At 68.5% G+C, this 26,003-nt stretch carries 26 protein-coding genes; 18 read left to right on the top strand and 8 right to left on the bottom strand.

The genetic code is table 11. The annotated features are described in order from the left end of the window. Nucleotides 1-5 precede the first annotated feature (5 nt). The 8 genes from CEP50_RS05315 to CEP50_RS20300 all read left to right on the top strand — a co-directional run bounded on the left by CEP50_RS05315 (nucleotide 6) and on the right by CEP50_RS20300 (nucleotide 7,564). Nucleotides 6-1,184, top strand: a complete 1,179-nt coding sequence (locus CEP50_RS05315) for an acyl-CoA dehydrogenase family protein (RefSeq protein ID WP_106112798.1) — start codon at nucleotides 6-8, stop codon at nucleotides 1,182-1,184. A 104-nt stretch (nucleotides 1,185-1,288) separates the two neighbouring features. Then, nucleotides 1,289-1,441 carry a hypothetical protein gene (locus CEP50_RS20050; protein WP_181188222.1) on the top strand — a complete coding sequence of 51 codons (153 nt, stop codon included), beginning with the start codon at nucleotides 1,289-1,291 and terminating at the stop codon, nucleotides 1,439-1,441. Nucleotides 1,442-1,608: 167 nt separating this feature from the next. After that, nucleotides 1,609-2,808 (top strand): Tm-1-like ATP-binding domain-containing protein, encoded by a 1,200-nt coding sequence (locus tag CEP50_RS05310; RefSeq protein ID WP_106112797.1) that lies wholly within the window; start codon nucleotides 1,609-1,611, stop codon nucleotides 2,806-2,808. After that, nucleotides 2,805-3,662: a phosphoenolpyruvate hydrolase family protein gene (locus CEP50_RS05305; protein WP_181188221.1), complete on the top strand. Its 858-nt coding sequence runs from the start codon at nucleotides 2,805-2,807 to the stop codon at nucleotides 3,660-3,662. Before CEP50_RS05310 ends, CEP50_RS05305 begins: the two co-directional genes overlap by 4 nt. A gap of 63 nt (nucleotides 3,663-3,725) precedes the next feature. Continuing rightward, nucleotides 3,726-4,166, top strand: coding sequence for an SRPBCC family protein (locus tag CEP50_RS05300; RefSeq protein WP_106112796.1), 441 nt, complete (start codon nucleotides 3,726-3,728; stop codon nucleotides 4,164-4,166). 166 nt (nucleotides 4,167-4,332) lie between these two features. Then, nucleotides 4,333-5,259 carry an NAD-dependent epimerase/dehydratase family protein gene (locus tag CEP50_RS05295; protein ID WP_181188233.1) on the top strand — a complete coding sequence of 309 codons (927 nt, stop codon included), beginning with the start codon at nucleotides 4,333-4,335 and terminating at the stop codon, nucleotides 5,257-5,259. Continuing rightward, the gene (locus tag CEP50_RS20305) at nucleotides 5,256-6,689 is read left to right on the top strand and encodes a hypothetical protein (protein WP_219905332.1); all 1,434 of its coding nucleotides are present in this window, start codon (nucleotides 5,256-5,258) and stop codon (nucleotides 6,687-6,689) included. The genes CEP50_RS05295 and CEP50_RS20305 overlap by 4 nt, the downstream gene beginning before the upstream one ends. A gap of 29 nt (nucleotides 6,690-6,718) precedes the next feature. Continuing rightward, on the top strand, nucleotides 6,719-7,564 hold the full coding sequence (locus CEP50_RS20300) for a glycosyltransferase family 2 protein (RefSeq protein WP_219905331.1): 846 nt from the start codon (nucleotides 6,719-6,721) through the stop codon (nucleotides 7,562-7,564). Here CEP50_RS20300 and CEP50_RS05285 read toward each other — a convergent pair. Beyond that, on the bottom strand, nucleotides 7,533-8,003 hold the full coding sequence (locus tag CEP50_RS05285) for a GtrA family protein (protein ID WP_106112794.1): 471 nt from the start codon (nucleotides 8,001-8,003) through the stop codon (nucleotides 7,533-7,535). The genes CEP50_RS20300 and CEP50_RS05285 overlap by 32 nt on opposite strands. A 323-nt stretch (nucleotides 8,004-8,326) precedes the next feature. Here CEP50_RS05285 and CEP50_RS05280 point away from each other — a divergent pair, with 323 nt between their 5' ends. Further along, on the top strand, nucleotides 8,327-9,499 hold the full coding sequence (locus tag CEP50_RS05280) for an NAD-dependent epimerase/dehydratase family protein (RefSeq protein ID WP_106112793.1): 1,173 nt from the start codon (nucleotides 8,327-8,329) through the stop codon (nucleotides 9,497-9,499). Between the two features lie 66 nt (nucleotides 9,500-9,565). Here CEP50_RS05280 and CEP50_RS05275 read toward each other — a convergent pair whose 3' ends face one another. Then, nucleotides 9,566-10,036 (bottom strand): DUF6069 family protein, encoded by a 471-nt coding sequence (locus CEP50_RS05275; RefSeq protein WP_258174855.1) that lies wholly within the window; start codon nucleotides 10,034-10,036, stop codon nucleotides 9,566-9,568. Between the two features lie 864 nt (nucleotides 10,037-10,900). On the opposite strand from CEP50_RS05275, the gene CEP50_RS05270 reads away from it, so the two are divergent. Next, nucleotides 10,901-11,683, top strand: a complete 783-nt coding sequence (locus CEP50_RS05270; protein ID WP_258174853.1) for a M23 family metallopeptidase — start codon at nucleotides 10,901-10,903, stop codon at nucleotides 11,681-11,683. 200 nt (nucleotides 11,684-11,883) lie between these two features. Here the strand turns inward: CEP50_RS05270 and CEP50_RS05265 are convergent, their stop codons facing one another. From CEP50_RS05265 to CEP50_RS05245, 6 genes are all read right to left on the bottom strand, one after another. Beyond that, the gene (locus tag CEP50_RS05265; protein ID WP_106112790.1) at nucleotides 11,884-12,693 is read right to left on the bottom strand and encodes an RNA polymerase sigma factor SigF; all 810 of its coding nucleotides are present in this window, start codon (nucleotides 12,691-12,693) and stop codon (nucleotides 11,884-11,886) included. Next, nucleotides 12,690-13,166, bottom strand: coding sequence for an ATP-binding protein (locus CEP50_RS05260; protein ID WP_258174851.1), 477 nt, complete (start codon nucleotides 13,164-13,166; stop codon nucleotides 12,690-12,692). The genes CEP50_RS05265 and CEP50_RS05260 overlap by 4 nt, the downstream gene beginning before the upstream one ends. Nucleotides 13,167-13,524: 358 nt before the next feature. Further along, on the bottom strand, nucleotides 13,525-14,178 hold the full coding sequence (locus CEP50_RS05255; RefSeq protein WP_106112789.1) for a vitamin K epoxide reductase family protein: 654 nt from the start codon (nucleotides 14,176-14,178) through the stop codon (nucleotides 13,525-13,527). Further along, nucleotides 14,175-14,903 (bottom strand): DsbA family protein, encoded by a 729-nt coding sequence (locus tag CEP50_RS05250; RefSeq protein ID WP_106112788.1) that lies wholly within the window; start codon nucleotides 14,901-14,903, stop codon nucleotides 14,175-14,177. Before CEP50_RS05250 ends, CEP50_RS05255 begins: the two co-directional genes overlap by 4 nt. 269 nt (nucleotides 14,904-15,172) lie before the next feature. After that, complete coding sequence (locus CEP50_RS20045; RefSeq protein WP_181188237.1) at nucleotides 15,173-15,325, bottom strand: hypothetical protein; 153 nt, start codon at nucleotides 15,323-15,325, stop codon at nucleotides 15,173-15,175. Nucleotides 15,326-15,453: 128 nt separating this feature from the next. Further along, on the bottom strand, nucleotides 15,454-16,140 hold the full coding sequence (locus tag CEP50_RS05245; RefSeq protein ID WP_106112787.1) for a GntR family transcriptional regulator: 687 nt from the start codon (nucleotides 16,138-16,140) through the stop codon (nucleotides 15,454-15,456). A gap of 218 nt (nucleotides 16,141-16,358) precedes the next feature. On the opposite strand from CEP50_RS05245, the gene CEP50_RS05240 reads away from it, so the two are divergent. The 8 genes from CEP50_RS05240 to CEP50_RS05205 all read left to right on the top strand — a co-directional run bounded on the left by CEP50_RS05240 (nucleotide 16,359) and on the right by CEP50_RS05205 (nucleotide 25,943). After that, the gene (locus CEP50_RS05240; protein WP_219905330.1) at nucleotides 16,359-17,603 is read left to right on the top strand and encodes a PucR family transcriptional regulator; all 1,245 of its coding nucleotides are present in this window, start codon (nucleotides 16,359-16,361) and stop codon (nucleotides 17,601-17,603) included. Between the two features lie 315 nt (nucleotides 17,604-17,918). After that, the gene (gene lpdA / locus CEP50_RS05235; RefSeq protein ID WP_106112907.1) at nucleotides 17,919-19,379 is read left to right on the top strand and encodes a dihydrolipoyl dehydrogenase; all 1,461 of its coding nucleotides are present in this window, start codon (nucleotides 17,919-17,921) and stop codon (nucleotides 19,377-19,379) included. A 141-nt stretch (nucleotides 19,380-19,520) separates the two neighbouring features. After that, complete coding sequence (gene pdhA, locus CEP50_RS05230; protein WP_106112786.1) at nucleotides 19,521-20,642, top strand: pyruvate dehydrogenase (acetyl-transferring) E1 component subunit alpha; 1,122 nt, start codon at nucleotides 19,521-19,523, stop codon at nucleotides 20,640-20,642. A gap of 121 nt (nucleotides 20,643-20,763) precedes the next feature. Beyond that, nucleotides 20,764-21,759, top strand: a complete 996-nt coding sequence (locus tag CEP50_RS05225) for an alpha-ketoacid dehydrogenase subunit beta (RefSeq protein WP_106112785.1) — start codon at nucleotides 20,764-20,766, stop codon at nucleotides 21,757-21,759. Nucleotides 21,760-21,865: 106 nt separating this feature from the next. After that, nucleotides 21,866-23,149, top strand: a complete 1,284-nt coding sequence (locus CEP50_RS05220) for a pyruvate dehydrogenase complex dihydrolipoamide acetyltransferase (RefSeq protein ID WP_181188220.1) — start codon at nucleotides 21,866-21,868, stop codon at nucleotides 23,147-23,149. 195 nt (nucleotides 23,150-23,344) lie between these two features. Continuing rightward, nucleotides 23,345-24,133 carry an EI24 domain-containing protein gene (locus CEP50_RS05215; protein WP_106112905.1) on the top strand — a complete coding sequence of 263 codons (789 nt, stop codon included), beginning with the start codon at nucleotides 23,345-23,347 and terminating at the stop codon, nucleotides 24,131-24,133. 57 nt (nucleotides 24,134-24,190) lie between these two features. Further along, the gene (locus CEP50_RS05210; RefSeq protein ID WP_106112784.1) at nucleotides 24,191-24,907 is read left to right on the top strand and encodes a M50 family metallopeptidase; all 717 of its coding nucleotides are present in this window, start codon (nucleotides 24,191-24,193) and stop codon (nucleotides 24,905-24,907) included. Between the two features lie 229 nt (nucleotides 24,908-25,136). Further along, a complete protein-coding gene (locus CEP50_RS05205) occupies nucleotides 25,137-25,943 on the top strand; it encodes an SAM-dependent methyltransferase (protein ID WP_106112783.1) in 807 nt (268 codons plus the stop codon). The last annotated feature ends 60 nt before the right edge of the window (nucleotides 25,944-26,003 follow it).

The following is a 26,003-nucleotide window of genomic DNA, read 5'->3' as shown; positions in this document are numbered from 1 at the left end:
CCGTGATGGTCGATTTCTCCCTGTCGGACACCGAGCGTGACATCCGCGACTGGGTGCGCAACTTCGTCCACCGTGAGTTGATGCCCCTGGAACAGAGGGTACTGGAACGGGAACGCCGCGGCGAACGCGGTTTGGAGAAGGAGGAGACCGAGCAGCTGCGAGAGAAGGCCCGCCAGGCCGGCTTCTGGGGGGTGCAGACCCCCGAGGAGTACGGGGGGATGGGGTTGTCCGCCGTGATGACCGCCCTGGTCGAGGTGGAACTGGGGCGCACGTTCGTGCCGTTCACCTTCGGCGGTAGCGCCGACAACATCCTCTACCACGGCAACGAGGAACAACGGCAACGCTACCTGATTCCCACCATCGAGGGGACGCGCAAGTCCTGTTTCGCCATCACCGAGCCCGACGCGGGATCGGACGCCAAGAACATCCGCACCACCGCGCGGAAAGAGGGCTCCGAGTGGGTGATCGACGGGGAGAAGACATTCATCACCGGCGGGATCGACGCCGACTTCGCGATGGTGTTCGCGGTGACCGACAAGGAGAAGGGCGCCGACGGCGGGGTGACCTGCTTCCTGGTGGACCGGGACATGGGATGGACCTCCGAGCCCATCGACATCATGGGGGAGTGGGACCGCCAGCCCGCCGCGTTGACCTTCGACGGGGTCCGGGTTCCGGAGGAGAACGTGCTCGGCGAGATCGGTGGCGGTTTCGCGCTGGCCATGCAGTGGATCGGCCGGGGACGGTACCTGCTGCCGGCCCGCGCGCTCGGCGGGTGTGAGCGGATGGTGGAGATGGCCACCGAGTACGCGTGGTCGAGGAAGACCTTCGGAGCCCCTATCGCCGACCGCCAGGCCATCCAGTGGATGATCGCCGACTCCGCCGTCGACATCGAGGCCCTGCGTTGGCTGGTGCTGCAGGCGGCCTGGCAGGCCGACCAGGGGATGGACTCCCGACACGCCCAGTCCATCGCCAAACTGCACGGGGGTGTGCGGGCGAACGAGATCGTCGACAGGGTCATGCAGATCCACGGCGGCATGGGCTACACGCGGGAACTTCCCATCGAGCGCTGGTACCGGGACCTGAGGTTGCTGCGCATCTTCGAGGGCACCGACGAGATCCAGCGCCGCACCCTGGCGAGGAACCTGCTCAAGGGCAACGCCTCGGTGCGTGGCGTGCTCGGGTGACACACGGTGTCCGTCCGGGTCCGGTGCGTGGTGGTCGTGGTCGACCCGGCGTGTGCGGTGGGTAGGCTGGACCCCGGAGTCCCGATTCGACGGCAGGAGCGGCCATGTCGATTTTCCGGAAGATCACCGACATCGCCAGGAGTCCCCAGGGCCGGAAGGCGCTGGAACAGGCGAAGCGTTACGCCAGGGACCCGAAGAACAAGGAGAGGATCGACCGGGTCGTCAACAAGGTCAGGGGCCGGGGAAGGAGCCACTGACCGACCCGGCGCGACCGGGTCCCGCCCGACGGGCGGGACCCCACCGTTGCCGTTTCCGGTCGGAGCGGGTGAGCCCGCTCCCCGGATTCCGTTGGAGGACTGTCCCGCGGACGGATCGATCAGTAGAGTGCCACACGCATGATCACCGATCGGGCGCGGGGCGTGATATGGGCAGCGTGTACGTCGTGGGCACCTTCGACACGAAGGGCGCCGAGCTGGCCTACGTGACCGAACTGCTCCGCCGGGACGGATCCTCCGTGGTGACCGTGGACGTGAGCACCTCGGCACCCGTGGAACGCTCGGTCACGGTGTCGGCGGAGTCGGTGGCCGGCTGCCATCCCGAGGGACAGACGGCCGTGTTCACCGGTGACCGGGGAACAGCGGTATCCGGGATGGCCGAGGCGTTCCGCCGTTTCCTGCGCGGCCGCGGGGACGTGGCCGGTGTGCTCGGGCTGGGAGGATCCGGGGCCACGGCGCTGGTCACCCCCGCCATGCGGGCGCTGCCGGTGGGGATTCCCAAGTTCATGGTCTCCACCGTCGCCTCGGGCGACGTGTCGGGCTACGTGGATGCCAGCGACACGGTGCTGCTGCCCGCCGTGACCGACATGGCCGGGTTGAACCGGATCTCGCGTCGGGTGCTGGCCAACGCCGCCCACGCGCTGCACGGGGCCGCGAACGCGGAGCCCGTACCGGCGGGAACGGACAGACCCGCCGTGGCGCTGTCCATGTTCGGTGTGACCACTCCCTGCGTCTCCGCTCTCGTCTCCGAGCTGGAGGCCGAGTACGAGCCCCTGGTCTTCCACGCCACCGGGACCGGCGGGCGTGCGATGGAGAAACTGGCCGGCGACGGGATGCTGCGCGCCGTGCTCGACGTGACCACCACGGAGATCTGCGACCTGGTCGCGGGCGGGGTGATGAGTGCCGGCGAGCAGCGTCTCGACACGCTGGCGAGCAGTGGCATCCCCTACGTGGGCTCGTGCGGCGCGTTGGACATGGTGAACTTCGGTCCCGTCTCCACGGTGCCCGCCGAGTACGCCCACCGAACCCTCTACGAGCACAACCCCCAGGTCACCCTGATGCGCACCACCCCGGAGGAGTGTGACCGCATCGGCCGTTTCCTGGCGGACAAGCTCAACGCCTTCACCGCGCCGGTGCGGTTCCTGTTTCCCGAGGGCGGCTTCTCCCTGCTGGACACCCCGGGCGGCCCCTTCCACGACCCACGGGCCGACGCCGCGCTGTACGAGGCCTTGGAGAACAGTCTGGCCCAGCACGAGGACCGACGTCTGGTTCGGGTTCCGTACCACGTCAACGATCCCGAATTCGTGCGTGAACTGATGAGCTCCTTCACGGAGGTGGTGCAGAGATGACCCCGAACCGGGACGGGGAGAGCGAGGGACCGGGGAGCCGCTCCGGGATCCTGCGCGGGCTGCGGGAGAAGGCGGCCCGGGGGGTGCCGATCGTCGGCGGCGGAGCCGGGACCGGCCTGTCGGCCAAGTGCGAGGAGGAAGGCGGGATCGACCTGCTGGTCGTGTACAACTCGGGGCGCTACCGCATGGCGGGGCGGGGTTCCCTGGCTGGTCTGCTCGCCTACGGCAACGCCAACGACATCGTCGTGGAGATGGCCCACGAGGTGCTTCCGGTGGTGCGTGAGACCCCGGTGCTCGCCGGGGTGAACGGGACGGACCCCTTCATGCTCCGCGACAGGTTCCTCGCGGAACTGCGGGCTCTCGGGTTCGCGGGGGTGCAGAACTTTCCCACCGTGGGGCTCATAGACGGAACCTTCCGGGAGAACCTGGAGGAGACCGGCATGGGCTACGACCTGGAGGTCGAGCTGATCCGCGCCGCCGCGGAGGCCGACATGCTCACCACCCCCTACGTGTTCTCGGCCGAGGACGCGCGCAGGATGACCCGGGCCGGAGCCGACGTGCTCGTGTGCCACATGGGACTGACCACGGGGGGCAGCATCGGTGCGCGCACGGCCAGGAGTCTCGACGACTGTGTCGCTCTGATCGACGAGTGCTCCGCCGCCGCTGTCGAGGTGCGCGACGACGTCCTCGTGCTGTGCCACGGAGGGCCGATCAGCACTCCCGAGGACGTCGAGTACGTGCTGTCCCGAACCCGCCGCTGTCACGGTTTCTACGGGGCCAGCAGCATGGAGCGGTTGCCCACCGAACGGGCACTGGTCGAGCGGACCGAGGCCTTCCTCCGGGCGGGCGGCTGACCGCCGCTCTCGCACCGGGTTCTTGGGTTCCGGCACACACGAGCGTTGTTCGGGAGGAACACCGTGGCCGAGTCGTACGCGAGCGTCGTGATCGCCGCCCCCGCGCGGCGGGTCTGGCAGTGGTTCGGGGACTTCGGCGGTCTCGCGCGATGGCATCCGGGCATCGCCGAGCTGGAGATGGAGGACGGGGCCTGCCCCCGTGAGGTGGGAGCGGTCCGGAGATTGTGGTTGGGCGATGGGTCCAGGGTCCGCGAACGTCTGGTGGCGCTCGACGAGCTCGGCCACAGCCACACCTACGAGATGCTGGAGGGACCGTTCCCGATCCGGAGCTATCGGGCCACCGTGCGGGTGAGACCGGTCACGGCCACCGGGGAGAGCTTCGCGGAGTGGTGGGCCCGCTACGACGCCGATGCGGAGCGGGAGGCCGAGTTGGACCGGACTTTCGCCGAGGGAGTGTTCGCCACGGGGCTGGCTGAGCTGGCCCGTCGGCACGCCGAAATATGAAAATATTTGAATGAACCGGGGTGGCCAGGGAGTTCGTTCCGGATCTTGCGAGGGGGCGGGTTCGCGCGACACGAACAGCGCAACGGTTAGAGTCATATACGTGCCAAGCAGCTTTGTGCAGTCCGCAGCGAAAACAGATGATCCGGAATCCGAGGCCGAACGTGTCATCGTGACCGGGGGGTCAGGCTTCGTCGGCCGTGCCGTGGTTCGGGCCTTCGCCGACCGGGGAAGCCCGGTGACCGTCGTCGACCGTGCCGAGCCCCAGATCCGGGAGGAACACCGCCACCTGGTCAGTCACGTCGCGGGGGACCTGACCGACCCGGATGTTCGTGACGCGGCCGTCACCGAGGGAAGCGCGGGGATCGTTCATCTGGCGGCCATCACCTCCGTGCTGCGTTCGGTGGACAAGCCCACCGAGACGTTCACCGAGAACGTGGAGGTCACCCAGGGACTGCTGGAGCTGGCGCGTCAGCGCGGTGTTCCGCGTTTCGTGCTGGCCTCCACCAACGCGGTGGTCGGTGACATCGGCTACGGCACCATCTCCGAACGGTTGCCCCTGCGTCCGCTGACTCCCTACGGAGCCACCAAGGCAGCCTGCGAGATGCTGCTTTCCGGCTACACCGGCGCCTACGGACTCTCCGCGGCGGCGCTGCGTTTCACCAACATCTACGGCCCGGGCATGGGGCACAAGGACAGCTTCGTCCCGCGTCTCATGCGCGCCGCCCTCGCCGACGAGGGAGTGGAGGTCTACGGCGACGGATCGCAGAGCCGGGACTTCGTCCATCTCGACGACGTGGTCCGGGCCGTCACCGCCGCCTGGGACCGGCACTACAGCGGAACGGCCGTCATCGGGTCGGGGCAGTCCGTCTCGGTGATGGAACTGATCGAGGCCGTGCGCGCGACCACGGGTAGGCAGATCCCGGTGACGCACGTGGAGGCCAAGAACGGTGAGATGCCCGCGGTGATCGTCGAGATCGAGAAGGCCGGAAGGGAACTCGGTTACCAGCCGAACGTACGGTTCACCGACGGGCTGCGCACCGTGTGGGACGACTTCCGTCGTGCGGCCGATGGCAGTGTGCCCGTAGCGACATGACCGGTGGCGTGGTGCGTACTCTCCGGCGGCACTGGCTGCTGGCGCTGCTGCTGCTGGCCGGGGTGCTGTTGCGTGTCGTGGTGGAGATCGCCTACCAGCCGGCCCTGCTGTACATCGACTCCACCCGGTACCTGAAGGATCTCGGGGTCTTCTACCCCGGCAGCATCAACCCCATCGGCTACGAGCTGCTGCTGTTGGGGCCGGTGCTGCTCGTCGGGGACCTCGGAACGGTCGTGCTGGTGCAGCACCTGCTCGGTCTGGCCTTGGCCGTGGCCGGGTACTGCCTGTTGCTGAGGTTGGGGTGCCGGCGGTGGCTGGCCGCCCTGGCGGTGGCCCCCGTGCTGCTCGACGCCTATCAGCTGCAGATCGAGCACCTGGTCATGTCCGACCTGCTGTTCCAGGTGCTGCTGCTGACCGTGATCATCCTGCTGACCTGGTGGGGGACCCCGGGGCCCAGACTGGCGCTGCTGGCCGGAGCCCTGCTGGCCGTGTCGGTGCTCGTCCGCCTGGTGGGGCTGACCCTCGTGGTCCCGGCGGCGGTGTTCGTGGTGCTGGCGGCCGGACTGCGTCCCCGCGACGGGTGGGGACGACGTCTGCGGGCGGCGGGGGCGCTGGTGGGCGGTTTCGTGGTCGTGATCGGTGGTTACGCCGGATACCACGCGCTCTGGACCGGAGTACCGGGTCTCGGAGGCTCGACGGGAAGCGTGGTGTTCGGGCGCACGGCCATGGTGGCCGAGTGCGAGAAGCTGGACCTGTCCAGGGCGCAACAGGTGGTCTGCCCGGAGGAACCGGTTCCCGAGCGCAAACGCAAGGGGATCGACTACTACATGCACTTCTTCCGCGGGCAGGTCGACACCGACGAGCTGCCCGAGGACGTCACCTACTCCCAGGCGCAGCACTCCCTGGCCTTCGAGGTGCTGCGCAGCCAGCCCCTCGACGTTTTCGGAGGTGTCGCCAAGGACTTCCTCAAGGGCTTCGCCCCCATGCGCACCCAGTCTCCCGGTGATGTTCCGTTGGCACGGTGGCATTTCCAGACGGAGTACCCGCTGTACTTCTCGGAGTGGTCACTGAACGGGTGGCTGGAGTACTACGACGGTGGCAGCTACTCGGTCAACGAACGGGCCGCGGGCTTTCTGCGCGCCTACCAGCTCGGTGGGGGCTACACTCCCGGTACGGTCCTCGGTTTGGCATTACTCGTGGTCATAGCTGCGATTCTGGGGGTGGGACGTGCCAACCGGAGTGGCCTCAGAGCGGTGTGCCTGCTCGTCGGAGGGATTCCCTCGGCTGCGTTACTCACCGCCGCGGCGATGGAGTTCTCCTGGCGTTACCAGCTTCCGGGGCTGTTGCTGCTGCCCCTGGCCGGGGCCCTGGGAATCACGGCCGTCCTCGGCCACCGACCAGAGACACAGGATTCCACGACGAACCGGTAGCCGCGAACACGGCTTTGAAGGAGCACACGATGTCGACGACCTTTCCGGACGAGGTCGATGAGCAAGCGCTCGCCGAGTACACGGCGCGCTACGGTGATCACAACTTCGCCCCGGTGGTGGTGCTGATCGCCGCCTACAATGAGGAGGACGCCCTGCCGGCCGTGCTGGACGGGATGCCCACGACCAGTTGCGGCCTCGGGGTGGACACCCTGGTGGTGGTCGACGGTGCCACGGACGCCACGGCCGAGGTCGCCCGGCGTCACGGTGCCTACACGTGCACTGCTCCGCAGAACAGGGGGCAGGGTGCCGCGCTGCGACTCGGTTACCGACTGGCCGCGCAGCGGGGAGCACGTTACGTGGTGACCACCGACGCGGACGGCCAGTACGAGATCGGGGAACTGCCCACCCTGCTGCGTCCGCTCATCGACGATGAGGCGGACTTCGTCACCGGCTCGCGTCGTCTCGGCAGCAGCGAGAACCCGCAGTTACTGCGTCGGGTGGGAACCTACGTGTTCGCCTGGCTGGTCAGCGCGTTGACCGGGCAGCGCATCACGGACACCTCGTTCGGCTTCCGCGCCATGCGTGTCGAGGTCCCGAACTCGGTCCGCCTGGAGCAGCAGCAGTACCAGTCCTCGGAACTGCTGGTCGGGGTGCTGGCACGCGGCTACCGGGTGCGGGAGTGCGCGATGACCATGCGTCAGCGTCTCGCCGGTTTCAGCAAGAAGGGCAACAACGTGCTCTACGGCTACCGCTACACCAGGGTGGTGCTGGGCACGTGGCTGCGGGAACGCAAGGCACGCCGTATGGACCGTTCGTCGAGCGGTTCCTCGGTGGACGAACAGCTCAGCGAGCCGGCTCGTGCTGCCCGCGACTAGCGAAGACCACGCGGTCCATCAGGAAGAACTTGACCACGAACATGACCAGATAGGTCCCCAGGTAGGCGCTCCACACCAGGGCGACGCGCGGGGTGTGGGCATCGTGGAACACGTGCAGGGCCAGCGTCTCGGTGTAGTGGGTCGCCGTCGCGGCCGCCAGCGCCGTGAGCACGGAGATCGGCACGAAGCGGAGGAGTTCCCCGCGCAGCCCGGCTCGCCCCCTGCTGCCCCACGTCCTCCTGTTCAGCAGGAAGTTGGGGACGGCTCCCGACAGCCAGCCCAGCACGGTGGCCGTCATCGTGCCGGCTCCCAGCGCGTAGGAGAGCCCGAACACGAGTTGGCTGCTCACCGTCGCCACGGCGGAGGCTCCGGCGAAGCGGCGGAGCAGTCGCCAGTAGCGTCCCGCTCCGGAGGTTCGCGGTTCCGGCGTGGCTGTCACGGTGTGCTCCCTTCCTGTGGGAGGAGTGGAGGGCGTGGATCCACTCCACGAATGTACGGAGACGGCTTCGCCGGCCGCCGGCCGGATGAGAACATGCCACTCCGTGAAGGCGGGGCAAGCTGTCACAGTGTGACGGTTAGCCTTTCACATCGGGCACGATCGTGTGAGACGGTCTTGAGTTCTCGTGCGTCGTGTCCGGGGTATTACATTCCGTGGACACCCGCGCTCGTCGGGGTCGCGGAAGCGGACTTTGCCAGGTGGTGAACACGACGTCGTCACGGACGGTGTCGTGGAAGCCGATATTGTGTAGAGGAGAAGAAGGCGTGCGAATCCTCGTCCTCGGCGGTGACGGCTATCTCGGTTGGCCGACCGCTCTGCATCTGTCCGACTGTGGCCACGAGGTGGCCGTGGCCGACAACTTCGCCCGTAGGTCCTACGACGACGAGATGGGCGTACGCAGCCTGGTACCGATCGAGCCACTGCAGACACGGATCGATGCCTGGCGCGAGGTTTCCGGTCAGCACATCAGGATGTACTACGGTGATCTCGTCGACGCCGAGTTCACCATGGAGATGATCCGGGACTTCCACCCCGACACCATCGTGCACTTCGGTGAGCAGCGTGCGGCCCCCTACTCCATGATCGACCGCAAGCACGCGGTCTACACCCAGCAGAACAACGTGATCGGCAACCTCAACGTGCTGTTCGCGATCCGGGAGGTGGATCCGGAGATCCATCTGGTCAAGCTGGGCACGATGGGGGAGTACGGAACTCCCAACATCGACATCGAGGAGGGCTGGCTGGAGGTCACCCACAAGGGGCGGACCGACCGGATGCTCTACCCGAAGAAGCCCGGCTCCTTCTACCACCTCAGCAAGGTGCACGACAGCCACAACATCGAGTTCGCCTGCCGTATCTGGGGGCTGCGGGCCACCGACCTGAACCAGGGCATCGTCTACGGCCAGGAGACTCCCCAGACGGTGCGCGACTCGAGGCTGGCTACCCGGTTCGACTACGACGCCATCTTCGGCACGGTGCTCAACCGGTTCGTGATCCAGGCCGTTCTCGGGCATCCGCTGACCGTGTACGGCAGTGGTGGTCAGACCCGCGGTGTCATCGACATCAGGGACACGGTGGAGTGCATCCGCCTGGCCTCCGAGAACCCGGCCGAGGCCGGTGAGTTCCGGGTGTTCAACCAGATGACCGAGAGCTTCTCGGTCGAGGAGCTCGCCAAGACCGTGGCCAACAACTACCACGGCAACGTCGAGGTGGAGTACCTGGAGAACCCGCGTGTGGAGCAGGACCAGCACTACTACAACGTGGTTCACACCGGGTTGGTCGAGCTCGGACTCGACCCGCACCTGCTGTCCAACACGCTGATCAACTCGCTGTTCGGCGTGGCCGAGCAGTACAAGGACCGGGTGGATCTCGCCGCGATGCGCCCCACGGTGCAGTGGCGTACCGCCTCCAGTCCGCTGCGTGTCCAGCAGAACTGAGAATCGTTCGCAACGGTTCGTCCGGGTGGCCGCGCGGCTGGCGACACACGACGACGTTCCACCGGCCTAGGGCCCGGAACGACGACGTGTCGCACTCGCGGCCACCCCGCTGAGCAGCGTCCCTATCGCCAGCCCGACCAGCAGGTTCAGTACGCATGTCGCGAGCTGGGTCTCCAGGGGTGCCGGTGTGGTGAACGGGCGTACGGCTATCGCGACCGTGCCCAGGGCCACGATCCAGCCGAAGAAGGTGCCCGGTCGTGGTGTGCTCAGCAGCAACAGGTGCATCAGCCCCGTGGCCAGCAGGGCGGCCACTGCGGAGAGCAGACACATCCAGACGGTGCTGACGTCGCCGAGGGTTCCGTGCCGTGAGGGGCCGAGTACGGGGATGTGCAGCACTCCGCGCGCCGTCACCACCCCCACCAGCGCGACGAGTGCCGCGACGAGGGCGGTGGCCGCCCCGCCGGTCCACAGCTGGCCGGCGTTGGTCTCTGAGGCCCCCGGGGTGCGTCCCGGGGGCCGAGTGTCGTCCTCGGACACGTTCCCCTCCCGGCGCGGGACGAAAACCGGGTGACCGTCGATGTTCGCGCACTGTTCGTCGTGCCGCAATTCCGGTGCGCGTCCGCCTGGCCCGTGGGTGGGGGATTCCTCCGGGGGCAGCGCTCGCCAGGAGTGGGCAGAGGTTCCTCGCACAGTGTGACCGTTCCCGTGCGGTGTGGTTCCGGAAGGGTGTTCGACCGGAAAAGCGTCGCGTCCACGTGTCGGACGTCACTTTTGCGGCTTGTTCGTTCTAGCCTCGCCCCCGATGTGTTTCCTCGATCATTCCTCCGGAAACCGACGTCGCGTTTTCCCGCGATCTCCACGAGATCGGGATGTCGGTGCGAGTGATCGGCAACCAGGCCGCAAAAACGATCTTCGCGTTTTTTGTCGCGACGTCTTACCAGCGAAATCGTCGGAGTCGGCGATGTTCGGTCCTCTCGGTCGCGGTGTCGTCTCCCGTCGTTGACGTGTCCGGGTGAAGGTGACCGCGGCCAAGTGCGCGTTTGGTTGACTCGTTATCCGATCGCGACCTCACGCTGAATACACAGCGTGTCATAACGGGCGGGTCTCGTGCTTTTTTCCTCCCCTGAAAGGGGGAGGGCTTGAAGCAACAAATACGTAAAGCTACGTTGCGGCCGGTACGTCACGGTTCGGTCACGACGCACTCGACCCCCGAGAGTGCATCCCGACCCCCGACGGGAAGTGGCCGGACCTCCCCGAGACGGAAAGGCGAGCATGGCCGAAAAACACGACAAGGGCGGTCGTGGCACACTCTCCGCCCTCACCTCGCGTGTCCCCCGAGCACTTCGCAGTCCTTTTTCGCGTTCGGGACGCCATTCCACGCGGAACAGGATTCTCGCCGGAGTGGTGGCGACCGGCGCCTTCGTCGCTGTCGGTTCCCCACTCGTGGCTGTCACCGACGACCAGGGCGGTGGCTCGAACAACCGTGACGTGGCCCCGGTGGCCGAACAGCGTCCGCTGAGCGCCGCCGTCAACGGCACCCCCGAGGCCCCCGAGTCCGTGCGGCTGGGCAGCGGAGGCTCGAACGAGGACGACTCCGAGAAGCGCGACCTCGACAAGAGCGAGCAGGTACGGCAACAACGCGCCGCCGAGAAGGCCAAGCAGGCCGAACAACGCCGCGAGGCCGAGCAGAAGAAGGCGGTCCAGGAGCAGGCCACGAAGAAGAAGGCCCTCGCCCGCGAGGCCGAACAGCAGGAGAAGCAGCGGGCCGCCAAGGCCGCCGAGGCACCGGCTCCGAAACCGAAGAAGCTGGTGGCCGAGGGCTTTCTGACCTCGGGCTTCCACACACGCGGTGGCGCCCACGCCGGTATCGACATCGGTGCCGACACCGGCACCCCGATCCGCGCTCCCCAGGCGGGAACCGTGATCAGCTCCGGCCCGGCGAGTGGGTTCGGCCTGTGGGTGCGGGTGCGCCACGATGACGGCACGGTCACCGTCTACGGGCACATCCACAGCTCCCAGGTGCACGTCGGCCAGCGTGTGGAGGCCGGACAGCAGATCGCCACCGTGGGCAGCCGCGGGCAGTCCACGGGGCCGCACCTGCACTTCGAGGTCCGCCTCGGCCCCGGAGCTCAGGAGATCAACCCCATTCCGTGGTTGAAGCAGCGGGGCTACGGCCTCGGCTGACGCCCACGGTGATGTCGTTGCCGGGGACCCGTGCCACCCCCGACGCCGGGTCCCCGGCAACTTTCCACGTGTGGGAGACCTTCCGGAACCCCGCGGCAGGTCTCGGGGGGAATCCCGGTGGGCTTCCTCCGGAGCCCCGCCGGACGGTTCTCCCCACCCCTGCGCACCGGCGTCCGGGGGAAGGGACGAACACGGCGGGATCAGTCGCTCAGGGACTCGGCCGGAACGTCGACCTCGATACGGTCCCGCAACCGGCTCAGCGTGCGGGCCAGCAGCCGCGAGACGTGCATCTGTGAGATCCCGACCTGCTCGGCGATCTGGGTCTGCGTCATCGACTTGAAGAAGCGCAGTACCAGGATGCGGCGTTCCCGCTCGTCCAGCTCCTCCAGAAGCGGACGGATCGCCGCCCGGTTCTCCACCTCGTCCAGCTCGGTGTCCGAGGAGCCGATGGCGTCACCCAGGGGGATCTCGTCGGTGTCACTGAGCAGCTCGTCGAGGGAGCTGCTGCGGTAGGCGTTGCCCGCCTCCAGCCCCTGGTGGACCTCCTCCCGGCTGATACCGAGGTGTTCGGCGATCTCACTGGGAGTGGGAGCCCTGCCCAGGCTCTGGGAGAGGGTCGAGATGGCCGCCGAGATGGACAGGTGCCTTTCCTGCAGGCGTCGGGGTACACGTACCGTCCATCCCGTGTCGCGGAAGTGGCGCCGCACCTCGCCCATGATGGTCGGAACCGCGTACGACAGGAAGTCGACACCCCGATGCGGGTCGAACCGGTCCACGGCGTTGATGAGACCGAGGGTGGCGACCTGGACCAGGTCCTCCTGGGCCTCCCCCCGGTTGCTGAACCTGCGTGCTATGTGCTGTGCGAGGGGAAGGTGTTCGGTGACCAGCCTGTCCCGGAGCTCGGCGTAACGCCGATCCCTCTTGTCCAGATCCGCGAATTCGACGAACAGCGGGGCCAGTTCCTCGTAGTTCTGACCTCGGTAGGCGTGTTCGGAGTCCGCCCGCGTCACTCGTGGACCATCCGTCCCTTGCTCAGCTGTATACGCACGACGTGTCCGTCAGCGTTCTCTCCGGCTTCCCGCACCGAGGATGCCACGTTGTCGGTCAGCGCGCTCAGTACGCGCCAGCTGAAGGTGTTCGTACGTGGCCCGGAGGCCTCCGGGCTGGTAACTTCGGCGGTGAACTCCAACAGGTTCTCCGCGCTGCGGAAACGTCCGACGAGGGGACTCTGCTCCGAGGCGATCCGCACCAGCGAGGAACAGGCCTCGTCCACCGCGAGCCGCAGGTCCGCGATGGTGTCGACGTCGAAGTCGGCACGCATGGCGAGGTCGCCGACCACGGCGCGCATCACGGGCAGTTGTTCGGGCACCGCCATGACCCGGACCTCCACCGCGTGCGGGTCGGTGGCCGGGTTCGGCGTGTCGGGATCCGGCGCGGAGCTTTCCACGGAGGCCGGATGACGATCCGAATAGGGTGCTGACACGTGGACTCCTCGTTCCAACCTCATGCGAGACCACCGCACATCGAACCAGAGGGACGCGGCCGGTCGACTCCACGGGGGTGTGTTCCCGGGGAGTGTCTGTGGGAATCCTGCCCCGGTGACGGCGGGGGACGGAACGCGATGCTCATAGCCGCCTGATACCCGGCAGCGGAGGCGGGCAAACGGATGTTCGGCGCGGGCGGGAGCGGCCGAACCGCGCCCGCGTGACTCCTTCTCCCTCCGGGGAGGGGCACGGAACCGTGGGACCCCCGCCGGGCCCGGAAGAACGCCCGGGCGGGGGTCACGACGTGGGGGACCTCCCGTGACCGCCGGGCGGGGGACCGCCCCACCCGGGACGGGGTCAGAGCAGACTGCTCCAGTAGGTCCAGAACGCTTCCAGGATCATCCCGACGATGACCAGGTACCACACCAGCAGCAGCACGGTGTGCACCCGCGCGGCGCCGAGAACGAGCGGCCGGACCGGGCCGACCGGCACGTGCTTTCGTTCGAGATTGTGCAGCGTCGTGTACCAGAAGATCGCTATGGTGACGACCCACACGACCATGCAGTACGGGCACAGTGCGTGGATATCGTACAGACTCTGCCAGATCAACCAGTGGACGAAGCCGACCCCGAAGATCGTCCCCAGCTGCATACCGATCCAGTACCAGCGTGGGGGCCGGAACCCGGACAGCATGGCCACCCCGGTGGTGGTCACGATCGCGAAGGCGGCCACCCCGATCAGCGGGTTGGGGAAGCCGAATGCCGTGGCCTGGTCGCTTTCCATGACCGAGCCGCACGAGACCACCGGGTTGATGCTGCAGGTGGTCACGTAGTCGGGGTTCAGCAGGCTCAGGTACTCCTCGACGCTGAGCGCGAAGGCGGCGAGGAACCCGATGCCGCCGCCGATCAGGTACAGCCAGCCCAGTCCGCGTCCGAACAGGGGGGGCTCGGTCCGTTCCGGGGGCACGGACTCGGGGTCCTCGTTGCGGGTGGTGTGCGTGGTGGCTGTCACTTGGCCAGCGCTCCGTCCAGTTTCTCCCGCAGTTGCTCGGCCGGGCTGCTTCCCTTGTCGAACTGGATCTGCTCACCGTTCAGGAAGTAGGTGGGGGTTCCGCCGACGCCGGCCTCGGCGCCGTCCTGGCGGTCCTGCTGGATGCGCTGCCCGACCTGGTCGGAGTTCATGTCCTGACGGAACTTCTCCACGTCCAGACCGATCTGTTCGGCGAACGTGGTGAACTGCTCGGTGGCACGCTGCTTGTCGTCGCTGACGCCCTGGCCTTCCCGCACGGCCCAGGAGGAGTAGTTGTCGAACAACTTGTGGTACATGGCGGTGAACTCGCCCTGCATGGCGGCCGCCTCGGCCGCCCGGGCCGCGGGTTCGGCCAGCGGGTGCATGTCCAGGGGGAAGTTCCGCACCACGAAGTTGATCCTGCCCTCGTACTCCTCCTCGATCTTGGTGTTCACGGTGTTGTAGTAGGAGTGGCAGCCCGGGCACTGGTAGTCGGCGAACTCGACCAGTGTCGGTGCGTCCGGGCCCGCGTCGAGCACCTTGTTGCTGCCCTCGGGGTTCAGGACGGAGGAGGCGACCCGGTCCGAGTCGTTCTGCTGGGTGCCGCCACCCCCGAAGTACATGACGCCACCGATGACTGCGACTGCCACGACCAGCACTATCGCGGTCAGGATGATGTTGGTCGAAGCCCCGCTGCGCTTCGCCACCGGATTGGTTGTCTTGGGCATCGGCCTGTTACACCTTCGACGGTCGTTCTCCGCGCGAGCGTGTGCCCGCGCACGGGCTTTTCGTTCAGTTTCCCCTACTCACACGATCGTGAAATCCGCCGGGGTGCGTGATATCACTACCGTGACCACGGGGGTGGTGCCGTGGCAGGTATTCGCCACCATCATGCCTGTCCTGAAAAGCCGAACGTTCGCGCGGAAGAGTGAACTCGACTACGCTCCGCGTACCAGGGAGTGGCCGCTGCGGTCCTCCGGTGGTGGGCGGTTTCCGCTCAGTTCGTCACCATCCGTGGCACCGCGGCGTTCTCGTGCCCGGCGGGCAGCGCCGGTTCGGCGGGGAACCAGGTGGCCAGTACGACGGTCAGCACCACCATGAGCACGGTACCGGCTACCGAGGCGATCACCTGACGAGTACTGACGTGCATGTTCGCGACCCCCGCGTGCGCCCTGTCGAGACGTTTCGCGATGCCCGCCCTTCCGGCATCGCAAGATCATCACACCCGGGTATTCGCGCCTCGCTGCCGAATCGTTACAACGATGTTGTCCGAAGTTGTCAGGGTTCGCTCGACCAGGTGTGTTGCTCGTCGAGATGGGCGACCAGTGATTCCCCCAGCCCGCGAAGGTGCTCGTACATGGCCTGTTCGGCCCCGGCGCCGTCGCCCTTGGCCGCGGCGTGGAGCACCCTCGGGTGCTCCCGCCCGCACACCTCGGGCCACCCGGCGGCCACCAGCTCGCGTTCCCGGGGGAGGTAGCGTCTGGTCAGCTCGAAGAACCAGGCCAGCTTGTCCGCCCGTGCCGCGCCGGCGAGTTCGGTGTGGAACCGTCCGAGCAGTTCGACGGCGGTGGTCGGGTCCTCGGGCTCGTGGCAGCCGTTCAGTTCCCGTTGCAGCGTGTCCAGCCGCTCCAGCGAGGTCCGGTCGGCCACCTCCGCGCACCGACGCGCGAGCCTGCCCCCGATCAGGGCCCGCAACTCGAAGACGTCCAGCAGGTCCGTCCGACTCGGAGCGGCCACGGCGAACCCCTGACGCGGTTCGAGCTCCACGAACCCCTCCGCCGCGAGGGTGATCAACGCTTCCCGCACCGGGGTGACACTGATACCGAGGTCCTCGGCGAGCTGGTCCAGCCTCAGGTACTCCCCGTCGAGCACCTGGCCGGTGATGATCTGTTCGCGGATGTGGACCGCGACTTCCTCGGGCAGCTGGGATCTGCGTCCCCGGGATGCTGATCCGGACAGGGCCATCGAACTCCCGTCGTCGCGTGGCTGGGGCCGTCCACCCTCGGTGGCTTCCGCCGTCCCCGTACAAGGGCCGAGACCCGAATTGTCGGTGAACACCCCGGAGGACGCATCGCGTGCGGGACGGCCCGTCGCGGTTCTTTTCCCCGGCCCCGGGAGTGCGTGCTCGGCGGAATCTCCTCGGCCCGGGTCGGAGGGCCGTTCGACGCGTATCGTCTGGGGACGTGGTGGCTGATCCCTTCACGGACGGTGTCCACGGGGCGCGCACCCATACGACCCCCGATGGATCCACCGAACGAATCACGCGTTCACTGGCCGCGGCCAAGCTCGACGAGGTCCCGGAGCTGGCGCAGCGGCTCATGTCCGCGATCTTCACCGACAACCCGGAGTGGACCGACTACAGCCCCGTCCCCCGGGAGGACCTGTGGGAGGGGTGTGCCAACTACCTCGCCCGGGTGCTGGACATCCTCAGCGGGCGGGTCGCCCGCAGTGAGGACGACAGCGTGGCCGCCGCCATCGGCAGAAGGCGTGCCGAGCAGGGCGTCCCCCTCGAAGTGATGCTGCGGACCTTCCGGCTCGGCGGGCGCATCGTCTGGGAGGCCCTGGTCGACCAGGCGCACGCCGACCGTGTCGACCCGGACGCGGTGCTCGGCGCGGCCACCGCCATGTGGACGGTCATCGACGGCCTGTCCTCGGCGTTGTCCACCTCCTACCGCAACACCGAGCTGGAGCAGCTGCGCAGCGACGACCAGCGGCGTCACGCCCTGGTGGAGGACCTGTTGGGGGGCCGGGCGCGGGACACCGCCTTCGCCCAGCGCACCGCCAAGGAACTGGACCTGCCCACCTCGGGGCCCTATCTGGTGGTCGTGGCCGAGATGACCGCCGACGGCAGCTTCGCCCTGCGGGGGCAGCAGGCCGCGCTGTCGGCGCTGCACATCCGTTCGGTCTGGCAGGTGCGTGCCGACACCTTCGTCGGGTTGGTCGCGCTGGAGCAGCACGAGGAGGCGACCGCGCTGTCGGCCCTGCGCCAACTGGTGCGCGGGCGGGTGGGGGCCTCTCCGGTGGTGCGTGGTCTCGCCGAGGTCGGGGTGGGCCACGAGCTGGCCGTCACGGCGTTGGGAACCTCGCCGCGGGGGGCGGTGGAGCTCGTCTCGCTGGGACAGCGCTACCCGGAGGCGCTGTTGGTGCAGTCCCCCGACCTGGCGCAGCGGTTGTTGGACGAACACCTGGGCGCGGTCCTCGCCCTGCAGCCCAAGGAGCGGGACATGCTGTTGGAGACCCTCTCCGCCTGGCTGGAGGAGAACTGTTCCACGGCGAACGCGGCGGTGCGGCTGCACTGTCACCGCAACACCGTGCTCAACCGGCTGCACAGGATCACCACCCTGATCGGCAGACCGCTCCACGGTCGGGACTCCTACGTGGCCCTGTCCTTGGCGTTGTCGGCGTTGCGGATGCGCTCCGAGGGGTGAACCCACCGGGGGCTTGAACAATCCCTTCGTGCCGGGTCAACCGTGTGCGTGGGCAAATTTCCGTTTTTTTCACTCTCGGTCGGACGTCGCTGTTGTTTCCCGGGGCTCCCTCTGGGGTTACTGCCGGTAGGTTATCGGAGAGTGTTGATATGCGCGCTCTTTGTCGCTGAATGGTGGGAAAGATGTGCGGGGTGCACAGTCACGGGCGGTCAACTCTGGGCGTGGAGGCATGGCGCGACCGTGGTCGCGGTCACGACACTCGACACGCGACAACGCGACGCTTTCGGCGGTGCGACACAGAAGGAGCACAGCGACGTGCAGGAATTCGACCTCCTCGTGGTAGGCGGGGGCCCCGGTGGCTACGTAGCGGCGATCCGCGCCGCCCAGCGTGGCCTGTCGGTCGGCCTGGTGGAGAAGGAAAAAGCGGGCGGCGTGTGCCTGAACTGGGGCTGCATCCCCACCAAGGCGATGCTGCGTTCGGCCGAGGTGTACGAGACCGTCCTGCACTCCGAAGACTTCGGCGTGCACGCGGAGAACGTGCAACTCGACTTCGGCGCGGTGTCCCGCCGCAAGGACGGGGTCGTCAAGAACCTCACCGACGGGGTGGCCGGTCTGCTCAAGGCCAACGGAGTGACCGTCATCAACGGGCACGCCCGGTTCACCGGACCGACCAGCGTGGACGTCTACCCCACCGGGGAGTCGCCACTCGGGGAGGGCGGCCCGAGGTACGCCGCGGAACCAGCCGGTGACCAGCCGGTTGAGCGGGTGAGCGCCCAGGACGTGATCCTGGCGACCGGTTCCGTACCGGTCCGGCTGCCGATCCCCGGGGGCGACCTGCCAGGAGTGATCACCTCCGACGGGGCTTTCGGTCTCGACGACGTGCCCGGGCGCATCGCCGTGATCGGAGGCAGCGCCGTGGGAGCCGAGTGGGCGAGCATGTTCGCCGCCTTCGGCAGCGAGGTCACCATCGTGGAGATGGCCTCCAGCCTGGTTCCGATCGAGGACGCCGAGGTGGGCAAGGCCCTCGGGCGCTCCATGGGCAAGAGCGGCATCCGGGTGCTGACCGACTCGACCGTCTCCGCCGTCGAACGCGGCGAACAGGGACTGCGGGTACACGTCGACGGCGCCAAGGAACAGCAGCTCGACGTGGACGTCGTCCTCATGGGTGTGGGACGCAAACCCAACACCGGGGCCCTGGACCTGGAGGCCACGGGTGTGGACACCGACGAGCGCGGGTTCGTGCGGGTCGACGAGAGGATGCGCACCAACGTCGAGCACCTGTACGCCATCGGCGACATCACCGGCAAGGCGCTGCTCGCCCACGTCGCCTCCCACCAGGGTGTGGTCGCCGCCGACACCGTCGCGGGCCACGAGGCCCACATCGACTACGGGGTCGTGCCCGCCGCCACCTTCACCCACCCCGAGATCGCCAGCGTCGGTCTCACCGAGGCGGCGGCCAAGGAGGCGGGGCACGAGGTGGTCACCAGTCGCTTCCCCTTCGCCGCGTTGGGCAGGTCCAAGACCACCGGCGACGAGGAGGGATTCATGAAGATCGTCGCCGGGGCCAAGCACGGCGAGATCCTCGGCGTCCACGTGATCGGTCCCTCGGCCAGCGACCTGATCACCGAGGGCACGCTGGCCATCAGCCTGGAGGCGACCCTCGACGAGCTCGCCGACACGATCCACGCGCACCCGACCCTGGGAGAGATCGGTATGGAGGCCGCCATGTCGGCACTCGGCCTCCCCCTGCACACCGCTCCGCCGCGCCGCCGCTGACGCGCGGAGGAACCCGTCGGTCGGGGCCCGCGCGAGGCGCTGGTCCCGACCCCGCAGACACCGACGTTCGGCCGCGAAGGCCCCACCCGCCGTCGCGGCCGGCGGGACGTCGCAACCATCCACTCGAAGAGGGGATCTCTCATGGCGGAGACCGCTACCCGCACCAAGCCGGCAGGATCCGGTTCGAAGAGTCGTCGCGGCGGGAGCCGCTCGGGCGGCAGCCGGCCGCAGCAGCGCCGGGGGAACACCGCGCTGGGCTCCGAGTCCCCGGAGACACTGCGCGACTACTTCCGGCAGATGACGCTGATCAGGCGTTTCGAGGAGCGCGCCGCCCAGGGCTACACCCAGGCCAAGGTCGGTGGCTACTGCCACCTGAACCTGGGCGAGGAGGCCACCGTGGTCGGGCTGATGAGTTCGCTGCGGGGCTCGGACTACCTGTTCACCAACTACCGTGAACACGGCTACGCCATCGCCAAGGGCATCGAGCCCGGCAGGGTGATGGCCGAGTTGTACGGCCGCACCACCGGCACCTCCAAGGGCCTGGGCGGCTCGATGCACATGTTCGACACCCAGGCGGGGCTGCTCGGCGGTTACGGCATCGTCGGCGGCCAGCTCCCGTTGGCGACCGGGGCCGCGCTGGCGATCGACTACCGCGGGGGCGACCAGGTGGTCATGTGCCAGATGGGGGACGGCACCACGAACATCGGGGCCTTCCACGAGTCGATGAACATCGCCGCGCTGTGGAACCTGCCCGTGGTGTTCGTGGTGGTCAACAACCACCTCGGTATGGGTACCACCGTGGAGATGTCCTCGGCCGAGTCCGAGCTGTACAAGCGGGCCGTGGCCTACCGGATGCACGGCGAGCGGGTGGACGGCAACGACGTGGTGGCGGTCAACGAGGCCGCCACGCGTCTGGTCGAGCACGCGCGCAGCACCGGTGAGCCGGCCATGCTGGAGGCGGTCAGCTACCGGATGAAGGGACACTCGGTGGTCGACCCGGCCAAGTACCGCAGCTCCGAGGACGCCGAGGCGGCCCGCGCTGCGGACCCGGTGGCCGCCTTCCGCGCCCTGTTGATCGCGGAAGGGGTGTTGGACGAGGACGGTGCCGCCGAGATCGAGAAGGCCGTCCAGGCCGATGTGGACGCCGCCGTCGCCTTCGCCGACGACAGTCCCCACCCGGACCCGTCCACACTGTTCGACTACACCTACGCGACGCCGGTGGCCAACGACTCCCGGAGGTTGCCGGCCGATCCGGTCTTCTGAACGACCGTTCCGCCGGTCCGGCCGGGCCGTGCGCCACGGTTGACCGAACCACACCCCGCCACGAAGCACCGGGGGCCGCCCACGGCGGTCCCCGGGCGAAGCACGCCCAGGAGAAGAACCGTTGGCCGTCATTACCTATCGGCAGGCGCTGCACGACACGCTGCGCGAGGAGATGCTCGCCGATGAGAACGTCTTCCTCATCGGCGAGGAGATCGGAGTCTTCGAGGGCTCCTACAAGATCACCGCGGGACTGCTCGACGAGTTCGGGCACAAGCGCGTCCGCGACACCCCGATCGCGGAGGAGGGCTTCGTCGGTGCGGCGGTCGGTGCCGCCATGCTGGGGCTGCGTCCGGTGGTGGAGTTGATGACGATCAACTTCTCGCTGTTGGCGCTGGACCAGATCGTCAACCACGCCGCCAAGATCTACGGCATGTTCGGGGGACAGTGCAGCGCCCCGATGGTGCTGCGCACCCCGGGCGGCGGTGGCCAGCAGCTGGGGGCGACCCACTCCCAGAACATCGAGCTCTACTACGCCTTCGTCCCCGGGCTGAAAGTGGTCGCCCCCAGCACACCGGTCGACGCGAAGGCCCTGCTCAAAGCCGCGATCGCCGACAACGACCCGGTGTTGTTCCTGGAGAACCTGGCGCTGTACAACACCAAGGGCGAGGTGCCGGACGAAGTGGCTCCCGCCGAGATCGGCAAGGCGGGGGTGGTCCGCGAGGGCAGCGACATCACCGTCATCGGCTACTCCCGGATGGCCAGTGTGGCCACCCAGGTGGCCGACCGGTTACAGCAGGAGGAGGGGATCTCGGCCGAGGTGGTGGACCTGCGCAGCCTGCGCCCCCTGGACCGGGAGACCATCGTCGAGTCGGTCCGCAAGACCGGCTGCGCCGTCATCGCCGAGGACGACTGGCTGACCTACGGGATCGGGGCGGAGATCGCGGCCTCGATCTCGGACGGCGCCTTCGACTACCTCGACGCCCCGGTCCGGCGGGTCGCCGCGGCCGAGGTGCCGCTGCCCTACGCCAAGCCGTTGGAACGGGCGGCGCTGCCTTCCGCCGACTCGTTGACCACGGCGGTCCACCAGACCCTCGAAGCCGTCGGACACCGTCGCTGACAGACCCAGCAAGGCGCAGACGCATCGTGCGGACGACGGGGGCCGGTGGGCCTCCGCGACCTCGTCCCGCCCACGATGGGTCACTCACCAGGAGCCGAGGAAGACCATGACCGAGATACACATGCCGCGCCTGTCCGACACCATGGAGGAGGGCGTCATCTCCGCCTGGCGCAAGCAGGTGGGGGACCAGATCAACCGCGGTGACGTGGTGGCCGACATCGAGACCGACAAGGCCGTCATGGAGCTGGAGGCCTACGACGAGGGGGTCCTGGAGAAGATCCTGGTCGGCGAGGGCGAGACCGTGCCGATCGGGACCCCCATCGGTCTGCTCGGCGACGGTTCCGGCTCCGCGGCCGAGGCCGGGCCGTCCACGAGTGCGGCTCCCGCCCCGCAGGCGGAGGAGTCCGGGCGGGACGACACCTCCGCGGCCTCCGAGCGGTCCGGCACGGACGCGGCGCCGCGGCCCGAACCCTCCCGGGACGGGACCTCGGCGGGCCCGGGACAGCGCCCCAAGGCGTCCCCCCTGGCCAGGGCCATCGCCCGGGAGAAGGGGGTCGACCTGTCCACGGTCACCGGCACCGGCCCCGGAGGCAGGATCATCCGGGTGGACGTCGAGGCGGCGGCCGAGCGGAACCAGGACACCGCGTCCCCGGCTCCGAGCGCCGCCCCCGCAGCGGCCCCCGCTCAGCAGGAGGACCCCGATGTGGAGGAGATCCCGCTGAGCAACATCCGCAAGGTGACCGCCAAACGGTTGACCGAGAGCAAGCAGCAGGCCCCGCACTTCTACCTGACCAGCGCCGTCGACGTCACGGACCTGGTGGCCTTCCGCGCCGACCTCAACGAGCGGTTGCAGGCTTCCGGCGGGCCGAAGGTCAGTGTGAACGACCTGGTCGTCAAGGCCTGCGCGACCGCACTGCGCGCCAATCCCTCGGTCAACGTCTCGTACCGCGACGAGAAGCTGTTCCAGCACAAGCGGATCCACCTCGGCGTGGCGGTCGCCCTGGACTCCGGGCTCGTGGTGCCGGTGGTCCGGGACGCCGACCGCAAGAGCGTCTCCGAGATCGCGGTCGAGGGCAAGGAGAAGGCCGAGCGCGCCCGCGAGGGCAAGCTCAAGCCGGACGAGATGACCGGCAGCACCTTCAGCGTGTCCAACCTGGGCATGTTCGGTATCGAGGAGTTCTCCGCGGTGATCAACCCGCCCGAGGCGGCCATCCTGGCCGTCGGGGCCACCCGCGAGGAGGTCCAGGTGCGTGACGGCGAGTTCGTGGCGCGCAAGATGCTGCGCATCACGCTCTCGGCCGATCACCGGGCCGTGGACGGTGCCGTGGGGGCGGTGTTCATGCAGCAGCTCACGAGTCTGCTGGAGGACCCGATCCGGATCATCGCGTGAGTCGAGTCCCCGGGGCGGTTTCCGCGTCGTGTCCGCCCCGGGATCCGGGCACCGTGCGCGGCCCCTCGGCGGCCCGTGCACGGTGCCGCGGAGCCGTCCGTCGGCCGTTCTCCGGCCGGAGGTGTCGGTGCGAGGCACCGGAGGCCGTGCACTAGGATCGCCGGGACGATGGCTTCGAACCGCGGGAGTTCGGTGATGAGCGAGGCGGCCGCGGGTCTGCGGGACCTCGGGACCGGATTCACCAGCATGGTGCGTTCCCCGCGTATGTTGCTGCTGGGGGCCGTCCCGGCCCTGCTCAGTGGTGTGGTGCTGCTGACCGGTGTGGCGGTGGTGGCCTGGTTCGGCGGTGATCTGGCGCTGTGGCTCACTCCCTTCGCCGAGGACTGGTCGGACTGGCAACGCGTGCTGCTGCGCACGCTGCTGGCCGTGGCGTTGGTGGCGGGGGCCGTGCTGGTCGGGGCGGTGTCCTTCGTGGCCCTGACCCTGTTGATCGGTGGGCCGTTCTACGACCACATCGCCGAGAGCTGTGAACACCGGCGCGGGTTGGACAGCGGTTCCGACGGTGCCGGTCGGTTGCGGATGGTGTGGCGGGGTGTACGGGACGCGGGGTCCCTGGTGCTGGTCGCCGTGGTGGGCACCCTGGTGCTGTTTCCGTTCGGTTTCGTGCCGGTGCTGGGGCAGACGGTGGTGCCGCTGCTCGGGCTGGCCTTCGGTTCCTGGCTGATCGCCCTCGAAGTGACCGGCCCGGTGTTCCAACGGCTCGGAGTGGGGGTCGGTGGGCGGCACCGGATGCTGTGGCGTCATCGGCGTGAGGTGCTGGGCTTCGCGGTTCCGACGTATCTGCTGTGCCTGGTGCCCGTGGCCCAGCTGGTGGTGATCCCCTCCTCCGTGGTCGGGGGGACGCTGCTGGCCCATCGGGTGCTGGCCCGGCGACGAGGGGCCGGTGAAGACGGCCAGGATGTCCGCGCGGAGCGGACAACGTGACCGTGTCGTCGCGGTCGGTGTCCTGGGTGGGACCGACCGCTGTCGTGAGGGTGCCCCATGGACGAACTCGGCCGTGACCTGTCGTCCCTCGTGGACTCCGTGCCCGCTCCGATGGTCGGACTGCTCGCGCTCGTGCTGGTCGGTTACCGGGGCAGCTGGCGGGTGCTGCGCAACGTGGTCACCATCGCCCACGAGGGCGGGCACGCCGGGGTGGCGCTGCTCAGCGGCCGCAAGCTCAACGGGATCCGGTTGCATTCGGACACCTCCGGGCTGACGGTCTCCACCGGCCCCGCGCACGGCCCGGGGATGGTGCTCACCCTGTTCGCCGGGTATCCGACCGTCTCGCTGTTGGGACTGTCGGCCTCCGGGCTGGTTTCCCGGGGACACCCGGAGACGTTGCTCTGGGCGGCGGTGGCCTCGTTGGCGTTGTTGCTGGTGGCGCTGCGCAATCTTTACGGGGTGTTGGCCGTGGTGGTCACCGGTGGTGTGCTCGCGGCCCTGGCCTGGTGGGGTGACGCCGGGATCCGGCTGGTCTGCGCCGAGCTGCTGAGCTGGTTGCTGCTGTTGGGTGGGGTGCGACCGCTGTTCGAGCTGGCCCGCAAGCGTCGTAGGGGCAGGGCGGCGAACTCCGACGCGGACCAGCTCGCCCGGTTGACCGGAGTGGCCGGCGGGGTCTGGCTGCTGGTCTGGTTCGTGATCACCGTCGGGATGCTGCTGCTCGGGGCGGGCTGGCTGCTGGAGCCGTCCCCACTGGCGTGGGGGAGGCTGTTCTGAGGCCGTGACGTCTCGCCCCTCTGTGGAGCGATTCGGTGTTCGCCGTGCTTGCCGAGGCACCGCACCGTGGACGAGCATCGTCACAGTGACGTTGGGAGGTCTCGGGCGCGAGAGGCGTTCGTCCGTCGCCCGTGCCCGTGCGAGTCGCTCCGGGGAGTCGGTGTCGGGCCGATTCGTCGGAGTCGCCCAGTAGCCTTGGTGCGTGTGACGGAGCCGACGAGGTGGTGGGATGACGGCACGGACCGGTTGGTTGCCGCGGAGTCTGGACGAGGAGGTCCCCACCGCGGCCAGGGTGTACGACTACCTGCTGGGTGGTGCGCACAACTTCGTGGCCGACCGACGGCTGGGCGAGCGGTTCCTGACGGCACTGCCCAGCGCGCGTGACGTGGCCCGGCTGAACCGGGGGTTCCTGCGTCGGGCCGTGCTCGCTCTGCTCCGAGCCGGAATACGGCAGTTCGTCGACCTGGGAACGGGAATCCCCACCGCGGGCAGCGTGCACGAGATAACCGAGCGGGCGGGTCGGGGCTGCCGGGTGGTCTATGTGGACCGTGAACCGGTCGCGGTCGCGCACAGCGAGTTGTTGCTGCGCAACGACCCGCACGCCACCATGCTGCGCGCCGACCTGCTGGATCCCGACCGCGTGCTCGGACATCCGCACACCCGGCGGCTGTTGGACTTCTCCGAACCCGTCGGACTGTTGCTGGTGGGTGTGCTGCACTTCGCCTTTCCCCAGGACCGCCCCGAGGAGGTGGTGCGCCGTTACCGGGACGCCGTGCCGAGCGGCAGTTTCCTGGCCCTGTCGCACTTCACGGCCGACCTCGCTCCGGAGAACATGCGGCAGGTCGTCGAGGTGATGCGCGGCAGCGCGAATCCGGTGTACCCGCGTTCCCACGCGGAGGTCAGCGCGTTCTTCGACGGCTTCGAGCTGGTGGAGCCCGGAGTGGTGGGCACGGGACTGTGGCGCCCGGAGCACGCCGAGGACGTGCGGACGCCCGGTGCCGAGCAGATCTACGCCGGTGTCGGTTACAAACCGTGAGAACGAGGATCCCCGGTTGCGTGATTGCGGGAACTCCGGTATGCGATTCGCAGCACGCGA

It is taken from the genome of Actinopolyspora mortivallis (assembly GCF_003001495.1).
GTDB lineage: Bacteria > Actinomycetota > Actinomycetes > Mycobacteriales > Pseudonocardiaceae > Actinopolyspora > Actinopolyspora mortivallis_A.
This window is presented reverse-complemented; position numbering and strand designations above follow the sequence as displayed.